This window comes from Marinomonas arctica (assembly GCF_003259225.1).
GTDB classification, from domain to species: domain Bacteria; phylum Pseudomonadota; class Gammaproteobacteria; order Pseudomonadales; family Marinomonadaceae; genus Marinomonas; species Marinomonas arctica.
In genome coordinates this window covers 164711-176631 of the sequence record NZ_QHJF01000013.1, presented here as the reverse complement: position 1 = coordinate 176631, position 11921 = coordinate 164711, and the positions used below count along the sequence as shown (strand labels likewise).

Here is an 11921-nt window from a genome sequence, read left to right as displayed (position 1 = left end):
TACGAGGCCCGTACGTACGGTTCTGTGAGAGGGATGAGGCGGCAACGCCTCACCCTACTCGATATATGACCCACAAACAGTGTGTCGTTTGTGTGTCGACTTCATTTTAAACGGTGCAAACCCCTTTAAAATCAAGCCTTTAATTGGTGGAGGCGGGGGGGGGGGCGAACCCTGTATAATTGGTGGAGGCGGGGGGGGGCGAACCCTGTATAAAACGCCTTTAAAATCAGTAAGTTATTGATTTATAAAGATGTTATAACTGTGTTTTTGTACAGTATTTTTGATCTTTTTTAAGTACTCGGTGTGTCGGTTGAGTGTCTATTTAATTAACATGTAGTCAAAATGATATTGGCTAGTATTCAGAGTGGTTTGATATAATTTTGTTGCAGGTGAGAAATTATCTATCCAGTGTTGTATTCTACGCTTCATACTCTGGCTTGAGTTCAATCCTAAAGTGATATTTTTTATGTATTCATGTGGAATTATTATTTCCTTTATTGGAAAGCCGTTATTATCATAAGTATTGGATTTTTCTAGAGACAGCGGAAGGATGCACCTCCACTCGAGTTCATGCGACCATGCTTCATCTTTAATTAGTAAATCAAATTTTGAAATGTTACCGTTTAGGTTTTCAGGTCTAACTGAATTATAATTGACTTCCATAAAATCCAAGTCACCTATAGATTTTAAAATCATTGTCTTTTTCATGTTCATAGCCCTTTTCTTAATATGACTCCTGTTAGCTTCTTGTACTAATTTATTAATAAAACTCATATAGTTTGGGAAGTCAATAACATCTTTCTCTATTTCTTTTGATGAGAATTCAACTAAAAATCCACTATTGTTTTTAGAGTAATAAGACCACATTGGCCTAGATTGTTTATTACTACTTAGAGATATTATTCCATATCTTTTTTCTGTTATCGCTTCTGTTGATCTATTGTAAATATTCATTATATAAGAGTAAGCTTCATTTCTTGTTTTTTCCGCTTTTTTATAAAATTCAATGATTTCAGATTTTGTTAATTCGATATCGCCTTGTGTGGCTGCGAGAAGACTGTTTTCAATAGGTGTATTTTCAAAGGCTTCATTTATTCCTGAAAATGGTTTATGTCGTATCTCAAATGGATCATTTAAAGCTGCTGGTTGAGATAGACGTAAGCTAAAGCCAGATTCTTTAAATGAATAGTTTATTGCGTCTGGGTGTAAATACTTAAAAAGGCTCATAACTTTCCTTGTCTATTTAATATTTGAAAGTGGGTTTAACCGTGTGGCTTCTTCTAGGAAGTCGGGCGATAGGTGCGAGTATCGCATGGTCATTTTTATGTCACTATGGCCGAGTACCTTTTGTAAGGTCAATATATTACCTCCGTTCATCATAAAATGGCTGGCGAATGTGTGCCGTAGTACGTGGGCGGCTTGGCCTTTAGGTAGTTCGATTGTTGTTCTGGCTAGGGCGCGTCGAAAGCTGGTGATTGACCCAGTAAAGATGTTATTGCTCCTGGTTAACTTTGCGTGTTCGTGGATTTCTTCAAACAGTTCTGGCGTTATCGGGACGCTTCTATTTTTGCCGCTTTTGGTGTCGGTAAAGCTGACTTGGTTGTTTCTTACCCTTTGTACTGTTAGCCCTTCGGCCTCGCCCCAACGTGCGCCCGTTGATAATGATATTTTTGTAATTAGGTAGACGTGTTTGTTGTCGCCTCGTTTGGTTTCGTCCAGTAGTTCGGTTATCTGGTCGTGGGTGAGGTAGGACAGTTCGCGCTCTGGTACTCGTACGTTGTCTATGTCGGCCAGTGGGTTGGGGTAGTGGATTTCCTCGGCTTTGATGAGTGTATTAAACATAGATGACATATAACCAAGGTCATTATTTAACGTCTTAGGGCTTTTGCCTTCTTTAGATCGTTGAGTACGCCAGCGGGTGTACTCTAAGCGGGTAAGGCTGGAACCTGCCGGATTGCCCAATTCATTCACTATCATTAAGATTTTGCTTTTACGGCGTTTACTGTCTCGCAAGAAATGCCCGTGAGTGTCGTCCCATAGCTCCACCAATTCAGACAAGCAGCGCATATCCTTGGGCTTTTCTAACCATGGTTTTACATCGGCTTGGGTCTCAAATTGGGCAATGGTGTAACGCTGGAACCGCTCGCACTCGGCCTTAGTCGGAAACACTTTCCTATGCTCACGACTACCACGGCCATTCACACGAAAACTAACTTCGTAGCCATTTTCGACCTTTTTAATAGCCATACTACATCTCTCTAGGTAGTATCGCGGGGATTGTTGTTCTAATCTCAACTCTATGTCTGTCTAGTTCATCTAAGCTGTCCTCAACATTAATTCTATATGTTACATTTCTACCTGTATTTGATGCATCTCGAAACTGGATATGTACTATTTCTTGGCCTTTTGGGATCTTTCTTTCCTTCATTACTTCTTCCTTGAATAAGGATGTTTTTTTGTTGGAACTAATAGAAAAATTAAAGATATTACCTTTATTAAATTCTATTATTTCATAATCGCAGTAATCTTTATTTTTCGGATCGTTTTTGTCATTAATAAAGAATCGTACCCTAGTTGCATTATTTCCTATATTTTTTATTGAAATGTGTAAGGTGTCTTCAAGTGCTATTTTATCCTCACCTTTTGTTTTGTATATTTCATTTTTGTAATTGAATGCTATGTCAGAAAAGTAAAAATCGGGCAAATCTGAGATAAGTTTATTGAGCCTTTCTTCCAAAATAAATTTCATTGTTACCTGTGATTTTTTTCTCTCTGATGCGTGACCTACGATTAGCCAAAGAAAAACAAGAGGACTGAATGCTCCTGCTAAATATCCACCTATTTCTCCTAGAGAAATATTGTATTTGCTGAAATAAATGTCTGAAAAAGGTAAAAATTTAAAAAATAGAACTATCATTACTAATATGAAATATACTACTGATAATGATATTCCTATTGATAAGTTTTTTGATCCGTTAAGGTAGTCAGAGTAAAGTTTTTTTCTATTATTCATATTAGATTTCCCTAAATCATTGGATGACCTGACCACACGACACGGCCAATAATTTTAAGTTTGCTTAGGTCTTGTAGTGGGATGGTCATATCACGGTAGTTCTTGTTGTCGGACGTAATGGCAACCAAACCGTTTAGCTGCTTTTGTACTCGCTGACGAGCAATTTTGAAAAGTGTAAAGGTTTTCTCTGTCTGAGTCGCTATTTTCAGTTCGTGGCTAGAGAGAGTAGGAATGTTTTTATGAGGAAAAACAGCGCAGGTAAATTTTAGACAATAAAAAACCACCCGAAGGTGGCTTTTTTATTTGATGCCTCATATGTGCACCGACTTCATCTTAAAAAGTGCAAACCCTTTTAAAATCAAGCCTTTAATTGGTGGAGGCGGGGGGGGTCGAACCCCCGTCCGTCAGTCCTCTGCCATCGGCTCTACATGCATAGTCACTTCTATTATTTGACCACGAACCGCCCGAAGGACAGGGTGTTAATGGCGAGCCTACTTAATCTTATAACCTTATCCCTAGGCGGGGCATCAGTTAGCATCTTGTAATTTATGATACTGCAGAATCTCTGGCTACAAGCAACCTGAGGGCAGCACACTAGCAGCGGTTTAGGCTGCTAAAGCGTAGTTTTCGTCGTTTGCGACTATAAAATTGATGCGGGGGATTAACGAGATCACGCATCACTCTCGACATGCACCTTTGGGTTTGTAACCGACGTCGAAACCATGTCGCCCCCAAAAAGTAACGCTAGTCTAACGCAAACTATTGGCTTACGCTAGAGATAACGCTGAAATGCTTAGTTTGTTCCTATTCACTACACGGTTAAGTAACCATTTATGAATGGGTCAGACTAGGCACTGTGTTTCATTAATCGTTCTTTGTCTCTTGACCAATCACGATCACGTTCAGTATCACGTTTATCGTGTTCTTTTTTACCCGTTACCAAAGCGATTTCGCATTTGATTTTGTTGGCTTTCCAGTACAGTGCCATGGCCGCACAGGTTTTGCCTTTTTGCTCGGTGACTTGGATGATCCTATCAAGCTCTTTGCGGTTCAACAGTAATTTACGTTGGCGCAAAGGTTCACAAACAACATGCGTTGAGGCACTAAGCAGTGGCGTAATACGCGCACCGACAAGCCACGCTTCGTTTTGGTGGATGATGACGAAGGAGTCTACTAATTGGGCTTTGCCTTCGCGCAGGCTTTTTACTTCCCAACCAGACAAAACCAAACCGGCTTCGAACTTCTGGTCGACAAAGTAGTCGTATTTTGCACGTTTATTAAGCGCGATGGTGCCCGTGCTGCTGGATTTTTTCTTTACTTTACTCATAGTTGGAAATTATACGGTCGATAGAGGCAAAAACCTATGCTTTTCTTGAGGTATGCGCCTGAATGTTGGAAAATTCGTACCTGTTAACTAAATTTGTCTGGTTAGGTGTCACGTACGTTGCTTATGTTCGTATTTTGTTCCTATCCTTAAAACACATCTTGTGTATTTAGAGCCTAAATTTATGCCTGAAAGTCGATGTTTACAAGGTATCTGGTCAAGTCCATGGATATTTATTTTTGCGGCCAGTGGATCGGCGGTGGGATTGGGCAACATTTGGAAGTTTCCCTATGTGCTTGGCGAAAACGGTGGTGGCGCCTTTTTGCTGGTGTATTGCCTATGTTTACTGTCGGTGGGGTTGCCTGTGCTGATTGCAGAAGTAGCGCTTGGTCGAACGGTGCGCTCTAACCCGATTGATACGGTGAATGATTTAAGTGAGCGCCGCATTGTGCATCCTGCTTGGGTGTTGGTGCCTTGGTTGGCGGGTATCACAGGCTTTTTGATTTTGACCTTTTACAGTGTGATTGCGGGTTGGTCTATTGCGTATTTAGACCGAGCCGTTACGGGGGAGTTTGACAATATTACCCAAGCGGGTGCGTCTGGCATGTTTAATGAATTGTTAGCGACGCCCAGTGAAATGTTATTATGGCATTCGGTCTTTATGGCATTGGTCGTTTTGACGGTCGGTCAATCGGTGACTCGTGGTTTGTCTGCGGTGGTGCGGATTTTATTGCCGATGCTGGTGGTGACTTTGTTATTAATGGCTTGCTATTCCATGATGATTGGCAATATGAGCGATGCGTTGAACTTTATGTTTCGCTGGTCTTGGCAGGATATTACCTTTGATGTGGTACTGGCTGCTGTCGGTTTGGCGTTGTTTAGTTTAAGTGTCGGTATGGGAGCCATGTTTGCTTATGGCGCCTATATGAGTAAACGTATGTCCATTGCTCGAGCCTGCAGCATTGTGGTGGGCGTGGATTTGTTGGTGGCTCTTTTAGCAGGGCTGGTGATTTTTCCGTTGGTTTTCTCGTTTGATATTGATGTTCAGGCTGGCCCGAGTTTGACGTTTGTGTCTTTGCCGATCATTTTTGGCAATTTGTTGGGCGGGCAGTTTTTTGCAGGAGTGTTCTTTTTACTGCTTGTGGTGGCGGCGTTAACCTCGGCGATTTCCATGTTGGAGCTGTTTGTCGCTTGGTTGCATGAGAAATTTTATATTGCCCGTTTAAAAGCGGCGTTATTAATGGGCATGGCGGTTTGGTTTGTGGGCATTGCGGTGTTGTTGTCTCTTAATCATTGGGACAGCAAGCTGATGTTTGGACTAAATCTGTTTGAATTATTGGATAAATTTACATCCCTGATTCTTTTGCCTGTTGGGGCGATTTTGTTGTCCGTTTTGGTGGCGTGGTTTATTCCTCGTCCTATGCTGCAAAATGAGATGATTACAAAGCAAGCAAATCATTTTCAATGGTGGTATAAGACATTGAAATACATAAGTATTCCAGCAATGATAGTGATTACTCTTGCTGGCTGGATAGGAGTGTAGTTTGAGTCATATAGAGCGATTCGCGCATGTGAATTACAGTTGCGAGCAAATGTTTGCACTGGTGAATGATATCGATGGTTATCCCGAGTTTTTACCGGGTTGCTTGGGCTCTACTCTCATTTCAAAAACGCCAACAGAAATCGTGGCTTCTTTGGAAGTGGGAAAAGGGCCGGTAAGACAATCTTTCACGACCAAGAACTTTTTGGAAAATTACAGTCGAATAGAGATGACCTTGGTGAAAGGGCCATTTAAACGTTTGCATGGGGTGTGGACGTTCACAGAGTTGTCTCCTACGAGCTGTAAAATTATGCTGAGTATTAATTTTGAACTGAGCGGCATGCTGAAATTTGCCTTTGGTGGAGTGTTTAGTCAAATTGCCAACACCATGGTGGATTCTTTTAGCAAGCGGGCCAAAGTGGTGTACGGTGAATAAGATGAGAGTGGAAGTAGCGTATGCTCTACCTGAAAAGCAGAAAATTATCGCTTTAGAGGTTGAAGAAGGTTGCACAGTGCGCGATGCGGTTCGTCGTTCTAATATCCAAGTTTTTTTCCCTGATGTGGATGTCGAAACGGTTAAGGTGGGTATTTTTGGTAAAGCGGTAAGAAACGCAGAAGAGCAAGCGTTAAAAGAAGGCGAGCGAGTTGAGCTGTATCGTGAGCTGAAGGTTGACCCAAAACAAGCAAGGGCCAACCGTGCAGCAAAAAACAACTAAGAATTAGTTGTTTTTGATTTGTGTTAAGACGCCATCGCTAAAAATTAGCACCAGGTCGTCTGCATCACTTTGTTTGGTGTCTGGCGTTGCGTATAGTGTTGTATATAGGTAATGCCATTCGTTTGGTTTAAAGGTGTCTCTTAGCATTGGGTTGCCCAATAGATAAGTGACCTGAGATTCAGACATGCCAATTTGTAACTGTGATAGCTGTTCCTTGGTGACAAGGTTTCCTTGTGTTACTGGAACCTTGTACGGTGGTGGAAATAAACTGCATGCGCCGAGTGAAAGCGCTGCGCATAATATAAAAACTGATTTTTTCATTTGTATTATCCTTACTCCGGTGTGCTAATGATAAAGTAATTATCAACAAGATCGAATAGAGAATGACTCATGACTAGCGAAAATCAAGAGCTAAAGAAAGCGGGACTCAAGGTAACTCTACCACGAGTGAAAATTTTACAAATTCTTGAAGGTGCGGGCGACCGTCATATGAGTGCTGATGATGTGTATCGCACTTTACTAGATCAAGGTGAAGACGTAGGTTTGGCGACGGTTTATCGAGTGCTAACCCAGTTTGAAACTGCAGGATTAGTACAACGCCATCACTTTGAGGCTGGCACGGCTGTGTTTGAGTTGGCGAAAGGCGATCACCATGATCATATGATTTGCCTAGACAGCGGCAAGGTGATTGAATTTGTTGACCCTATCATCGAAAAGCGCCAACGTGAAATTGCAGAAGAGCACGGTTTTGATATTGAAGACCACAGCTTGATCATTTACGTGCGTCCAAAGAAAAAATAATGCCCATATAACCTTGGGTAAACACAGAAGGGCTTAAACGACGAGTTTAAGCCCTTTTTATTGAGATGGTTATTGCAGTTGGACGTTACCAAGCATTTCACGGGCGTGAGCGAGTGTTTGCTCAGTGAGTTCGAGTCCGCCTAACAAGCGAGCGATCTCTTGAGTGCGGTGCTGATCTTTGAGTAACTCGACTTGAGAAGAGGTGGCTTCATCTTCTACCAGTTTGCTGACTCTTAAGTGCTGATTGCCTTGCGCGGCGACTTGTGCCAAATGCGTCACACAGAAGACTTGTCCGCGTTTGCCCACCGAGCGTAGCATACGACCTACTACTTCAGCGATGCCACCACTGATACCGACGTCTACCTCATCAAATACCAAGGTTGGAATAATCGATGTGTGTGCGGTCACCACTTGAATCCCCAAACTGATGCGTGACAATTCGCCGCCTGAAGCCACTTTGCGCAGCGGTTGCGCTGGTTGTCCAGGGTTGGAGGCGATCATGTATTCGATGTCTTCAAAGCCATTGGCTGATACTTGGTTAAGTGGTTGGCACTGAATGAAAAAGCGTGCGTGGGGCATGCCAAGCCCGTGTATCTGTTCTTCGACTTTTTGTGCTAGCTCGTCTTTGGCAATAATGCGTTTTTCTGTCAATGTTGTCGCAAGCGCGGTAAGCTTTTCATAGGCTTGCTCTTCTTTTTCTTTTAATGACTCTAAGCTTTCTTCGCTGCCTTGTAGACTATTTAGTTCAGTCTCAACGCTTTCTCGCAAGGCCAACAGGCCTTCAGGTAAGGTTCTGTGTTTGCGAGCGGTATCGTAAATATCCGATAAACGCTGTTCTACATTTATAAGACGCTCAGGGTTTTGTTCTAACGTGTCTTGGTAATGATGCAAACTGTCTGCTGCTTCCTGTGCTTGTATTAAAGCCACATTCATCATTTCCAGTGCGTTTTCCAGTTCTTTGGTGGCTGGGCGGATTTGGCTGGCACTGTTAATGGCTTGATGTAACAAAGAACAAACATTGCCTTCGTCACTGTCGATTAAAATGCCGCTGGCTTGGTACGCTTTGTATTGTGAGTCGGCAATGTTCGACAAAAAGGCCTGTTCGTTTTCCAGTTCTTCAATTTCGCCTTCTTTTAAATCAAGCTGTTGTAGTTCTTGAGCCTGATAAGACAAAAGCTGTATTTTAGCATCTTGCTCTGCGGATCTATTTTGTTGTGCAGAGAGCTCTTCTTTCAGCTGTCGCCATATTGAATACTGTTGACTGACTTGTTTGCTTAACTCGGTAAGGCGACCATATTCATCAAGCTGTTGTCTTTGGGCGTTCTTTTTCAGAAGAGACTGGTGCTCATGTTGACCATGGATATCGACCAGTTGACTGCCGACTTCTTTTAAGTCGTTCAATGTGCAAGGGCGACCGTTTATGTACGCTTTAGAGCGACCTTCTTTGCTGATCACACGACGCAAAATACAATGTTGGTCGTGTTCTAGGTCTCTTTCTTCCAGCCATTTTTGTACATGCGGGTACTGTTGTATGTCAAAGCTGGCGCTAATATCCGCTTTTTTTTCACCATGTCGCACGACTGCGGCATCGGTACGATCGCCTAGGCAAAGCGATAAAGCATCCACCATGATGGATTTGCCGGCACCGGTTTCACCTGAAATCACGGTCATGCCTTTTTTGAATTCCAGTTCTAAGGATTCAACAATGGCGAAGTTGGAAATAGCGATGCTGGTCAGCATAGAGTGCTCCAAAGAAAAATATATTTATATGGTTATTTATACAGTACTTGGTTGTTTTTTGACAAGTCCTGTTCGTAAATTTAATTCCCATAAAATTAATGCGGCTTTGACTGTTGAAAGCGAAAAAGCTGTCCCCATATAACTGGCACAGACAAAGAATTGTTTCTGTTATTTGGAGTTGAAGAATGAGTGAGCAGCAAAAAGATCCTAATCTAGACGCGGAGCAAGATTTGAAAAGCGAAACACAAAACGAAACAGTAGAAGAGATTTTAGAGCCTGAAGTAGAGACTTTAGAAGAAGTTACTGAAAATGATGAGCTTGCAAAAGCGCTAGAAGAAGTCGCTCAGTATAAAGAAGCGGCACTTCGTGCACACGCTGATGCACAAAACGTTCGTCGTCGTGCGGAACAAGATGTCGAGAAGGCGCACAAGTTTGGTTTAGAAAAGTTTGCTAAATCGATTGTGAACGTGGCGGACAATCTTGAGCGTGCATTGGCTTCAGCACCAGACACCGGTGAATCAGACCCTGTTCGAGAAGGTGTTGAGCTGACGCTAAAAGATTTGCTTGAAACATTGGCTCGCTTTGAAGTGAAAGTGGTTGATCCTCATGGCGAACCCTTTAACCCAGAGTTGCATCAAGCCATCACTATGGTGCCAAACCCTGAATTAGAAGCGAATACCGTCATGGACGTGGTTCAGAAGGGTTACACCATTAATGGTCGCTTGTTGCGTCCTGCCATGGTCGTGGTTTCAAGCGCCGCTTAATTTACTGTCATTTTTTTGACACTGGACGCTTGAAATACATTTAAGCGTACCCAAATACAGAATTATCATCGTCATAAACGAATTTATTGGAGATACAAACCATGGGTAGAATCATTGGTATTGACTTAGGTACAACGAACTCTTGTGTTGCTGTGTTGGACGGCGAGAAAGCACGCGTTATTGAAAACGCGGAAGGCGATCGCACCACACCTTCCATCGTGGCATTTGCTGAAGATGGCGAAGTACTTGTTGGTCAATCAGCTAAACGTCAAGCGGTAACCAACCCAACAAATACTTTGTTTGCGGTTAAGCGTTTGATCGGTCGTAAATTTAAAGACGACGTTGTTCAAAAAGACATCTCTATGGTGCCTTACAAAATCATTGCGGCAGATAACGGCGATGCGTGGGTAGAAGTAAAAGGCGACAAAAAAGCGCCACCACAAATCTCTGCTGAAGTTCTGAAGAAAATGAAGAAAACAGCGGAAGACTACCTAGGCGAGAAAGTAACGGAAGCGGTTATCACGGTTCCTGCTTATTTCAATGACTCTCAGCGTCAAGCAACGAAAGATGCGGGTAAAATTGCTGGTCTAGAAGTGAAACGTATTATCAACGAGCCAACAGCGGCGGCGTTGGCTTACGGTTTAGACAAGAGTTCTGGTGACTCTACTATCGCGGTTTATGACCTTGGTGGTGGTACATTCGATATCTCTATCATCGAAATCGCTGATGTTGATGGCGAGAAGCAATTCGAAGTATTGTCTACAAACGGTGATACTTTCCTAGGTGGTGAAGACTTCGATATGCGTGTTATCGAATACTTGGCAGCCGAATTTAAAAAATCGTCTGGTATCGATCTACACAATGATCCATTGGCGCTACAACGTTTGAAAGAAGCGGGTGAGAAAGCGAAAGTTGAGTTGTCTTCTTCTTCTCAAACGGAAGTGAACTTGCCTTACATCACAGCGGATGCAACAGGTCCTAAACACTTGAACGTTAAATTGACGCGTTCTAAGTTAGAGTCTTTGGTTGAAGAGCTTGTGTTGAAATCGCTTGAGCCTTGCCGTCAAGCATTGAAAGACGCTGATCTAACGGCGGCCGATATCAATGAAGTTATCTTGGTTGGTGGTCAAACACGTATGCCATTGGTACAAGCGAAAGTAACGGAATTCTTCGGTAAAGAGCCACGTAAAGACGTGAACCCAGACGAAGCGGTTGCAATCGGTGCCTCTATCCAAGGCGCGGTACTGTCTGGTGATGTGAAAGACGTTCTTCTTCTAGACGTGACGCCGCTGTCTCTAGGTATCGAGACAATGGGTGGTGTGATGACGACGTTGATCGAGAAAAACACGACGATTCCAACGAAGAAATCTCAGACCTTCTCTACAGCAGAAGACAACCAAAATGCGGTAACGATTCACGCATTGCAAGGTGAGCGTAAGCAAGCGTCGCAGAACAAATCTCTAGGTCGTTTCGACTTGGCTGACATTCCACCTGCGCCACGTGGTGTGCCACAAATCGAAGTAAGCTTCGATATCGATGCAAACGGTATTTTGAGCGTGTCTGCGAAAGACAAAGCGACTGGTAAAGAACAGTCTATCGTTATCAAATCGTCTTCTGGTTTGAGCGATGAAGAAGTTGAAAAAATGGTGCGTGATGCCGAAGCGAATGCGGAAGAAGACCGTAAGTTTGAAGAACTTGTACAAGTTCGTAACACCGCTGACGGCATGATCCACGCGACGCGTAAAACACTAGCGGATGCGGGTGATAAAGCATCTGCTGAAGAAAAAGCGGCGATTGAAACGGCGATTACTGAGCTTGAAGAAGCGTTGACATCTAATGACAAAGAGAAGATTGAAGAGAAAACCAATGCGTTGACTCAAGCGTCTGGCACTTTGGCTCAGAAGATGTATGCCGATGCTGAAGCGGGTGCTCAATCTGCAACAGGCGAGCAAGCTAAGTCTCAAGACGACGCTGTTGATGCTGAGTTTGAAGAAGTAAAAGAAGATAAAAAATAAGCGTTAAG

Annotated in this window: 12 protein-coding genes and 1 other RNA gene; 6 read left to right on the top strand and 7 right to left on the bottom strand. The window is 42.9% G+C overall.

Annotated features, from left to right (window positions below):
- Positions 1-318 precede the first annotated feature (318 nt).
- From DK187_RS09895 to smpB, 5 genes are all read right to left on the bottom strand, one after another.
- Positions 319-1227, bottom strand: coding sequence for a DUF2971 domain-containing protein (locus tag DK187_RS09895; RefSeq protein ID WP_111607189.1), 909 nt, complete (start codon positions 1225-1227; stop codon positions 319-321).
- Between the two features lie 12 nt (positions 1228-1239).
- A complete protein-coding gene (locus DK187_RS09890) occupies positions 1240-2247 on the bottom strand; it encodes a phage integrase (protein ID WP_111607188.1) in 1008 nt (335 codons plus the stop codon).
- Position 2248: 1 nt separating this feature from the next.
- Complete coding sequence (locus DK187_RS09885; RefSeq protein ID WP_111607187.1) at positions 2249-3013, bottom strand: hypothetical protein; 765 nt, start codon at positions 3011-3013, stop codon at positions 2249-2251.
- Between the two features lie 371 nt (positions 3014-3384).
- Positions 3385-3746, bottom strand: a transfer-messenger RNA (tmRNA) gene (gene ssrA / locus DK187_RS09875).
- A gap of 114 nt (positions 3747-3860) precedes the next feature.
- A complete protein-coding gene (gene smpB, locus DK187_RS09870) occupies positions 3861-4340 on the bottom strand; it encodes an SsrA-binding protein SmpB (RefSeq protein ID WP_111607185.1) in 480 nt (159 codons plus the stop codon).
- A 181-nt stretch (positions 4341-4521) separates the two neighbouring features.
- Here smpB and DK187_RS09865 point away from each other — a divergent pair, with 181 nt between their 5' ends.
- The 3 genes from DK187_RS09865 to DK187_RS09855 are packed head-to-tail and all read left to right on the top strand — an operon-like array spanning position 4522 to position 6593.
- Entirely contained in the window at positions 4522-5880 is a 1359-nt protein-coding gene (locus DK187_RS09865) for a sodium-dependent transporter (protein ID WP_111607184.1), read from the top strand.
- A 1-nt stretch (position 5881) separates the two neighbouring features.
- Positions 5882-6313, top strand: a complete 432-nt coding sequence (locus tag DK187_RS09860; RefSeq protein WP_111607183.1) for a type II toxin-antitoxin system RatA family toxin — start codon at positions 5882-5884, stop codon at positions 6311-6313.
- Between the two features lies 1 nt (position 6314).
- Entirely contained in the window at positions 6315-6593 is a 279-nt protein-coding gene (locus DK187_RS09855) for an RnfH family protein (protein ID WP_111607182.1), read from the top strand.
- 3 nt (positions 6594-6596) lie between these two features.
- On the opposite strand, the gene DK187_RS09850 is transcribed toward DK187_RS09855, so the two are convergent.
- Entirely contained in the window at positions 6597-6914 is a 318-nt protein-coding gene (locus tag DK187_RS09850; protein ID WP_111607181.1) for an outer membrane protein assembly factor BamE, read from the bottom strand.
- Positions 6915-6983: 69 nt separating this feature from the next.
- On the opposite strand from DK187_RS09850, the gene fur reads away from it, so the two are divergent.
- Positions 6984-7394 carry a ferric iron uptake transcriptional regulator gene (gene fur, locus DK187_RS09845; RefSeq protein ID WP_111607180.1) on the top strand — a complete coding sequence of 137 codons (411 nt, stop codon included), beginning with the start codon at positions 6984-6986 and terminating at the stop codon, positions 7392-7394.
- A 69-nt stretch (positions 7395-7463) separates the two neighbouring features.
- Here fur and recN read toward each other — a convergent pair whose 3' ends face one another.
- Positions 7464-9134, bottom strand: coding sequence for a DNA repair protein RecN (gene recN / locus DK187_RS09840; protein ID WP_111607179.1), 1671 nt, complete (start codon positions 9132-9134; stop codon positions 7464-7466).
- A 185-nt stretch (positions 9135-9319) separates the two neighbouring features.
- On the opposite strand from recN, the gene grpE reads away from it, so the two are divergent.
- Complete coding sequence (gene grpE / locus DK187_RS09835; protein WP_111607178.1) at positions 9320-9898, top strand: nucleotide exchange factor GrpE; 579 nt, start codon at positions 9320-9322, stop codon at positions 9896-9898.
- A 101-nt stretch (positions 9899-9999) separates the two neighbouring features.
- A complete protein-coding gene (gene dnaK, locus DK187_RS09830; protein ID WP_111607177.1) occupies positions 10000-11913 on the top strand; it encodes a molecular chaperone DnaK in 1914 nt (637 codons plus the stop codon).
- The last annotated feature ends 8 nt before the right edge of the window (positions 11914-11921 follow it).